Genomic DNA, 919 nt, shown 5'->3' on the forward strand with positions numbered 1-919 from the left:
ACAGCGATGCGTAATAACTTCGTATAGCATACATTATACAAGTTATACGAATATCATAAGAAAAAGTATAAACATGTTTTTTCCTTTAAAAGTACTCACCTGCGAGCAACCAGCGAGGCATTAAAGTTAGCCTATACCTTTGCAGGTGTGCCGAAAGAAGATATGAACGTCAACATTGGGGTGGCTCCCTATGGTGCTTATAAAGAAGTAAAAAATGGCGATGAGGCCGATGGCTGGGACGGTGCTGTCCAGTTTTTATAAAAAACGGTATCGGTACCTGCGCATTCACAGAGCACAATAGAAAACTGGCTCGAACGGGTGTGGAGCTTATCAAAGAACTGGTAACCTATGATGTTCATGACAAACCAACCGTCATTCTCGTCAGGGGTAACGATAAAACAGGTTTTGTCTATAAAGTCGAATGGTATGATCCTGTTTTCAGCCGCGAGTTGGAATGTGCCAATACAGCATACAGTCAGCAATTGCGTGCCGAGGTAATTGCCCTTGCTAACCGTATAGAATCTTTTCAACAACCGCAATGAGAATGAGTTGAGCATTTGTTTTATGGGATTCTAAGAGAGGATCGAGTGAAACTAAACGACCACCAGCTAAAGCTGGTGGTCGTTTAGTAATCATACTTATTCTGGATCTCCATTTGGCAGGTAATATGGATGCCTCATGCTATGGACTCGCCGTACTCTTGCTGTAATACATTTTACTATTTGGGGTAGAAGGGTATCTAAAGTTTCGAAAGGAAAACTAGGATAAAGAAATTCATCGTTAACTCTAGCATAAGGTCCATTACCTTCCATTTGGCCAATGGTGGGTTAAATTACAGGAACGGGACAAATGCGAATTAGACCACCCAAAATAGCCCTTAATTTAGCCCCCAAATTATTCTCATAAGTAGACATATACT

1 protein-coding gene is annotated in these 919 nt (G+C 41.1%); it reads left to right on the top strand.

Features of this window, described 5'->3' with window-relative positions; genetic code table 11:
• The first annotated feature begins 320 nt into the window (after window positions 1-320).
• The gene (locus BN58_RS20480) at window positions 321-542 is read left to right on the top strand and encodes a hypothetical protein (protein WP_019218444.1); all 222 of its coding nucleotides are present in this window, start codon (window positions 321-323) and stop codon (window positions 540-542) included.
• Window positions 543-919: the final 377 nt, after the last annotated feature.

It is taken from the genome of Legionella tunisiensis (genome assembly GCF_000308315.1).
GTDB classification, from domain to species: domain Bacteria; phylum Pseudomonadota; class Gammaproteobacteria; order Legionellales; family Legionellaceae; genus Tatlockia; species Tatlockia tunisiensis.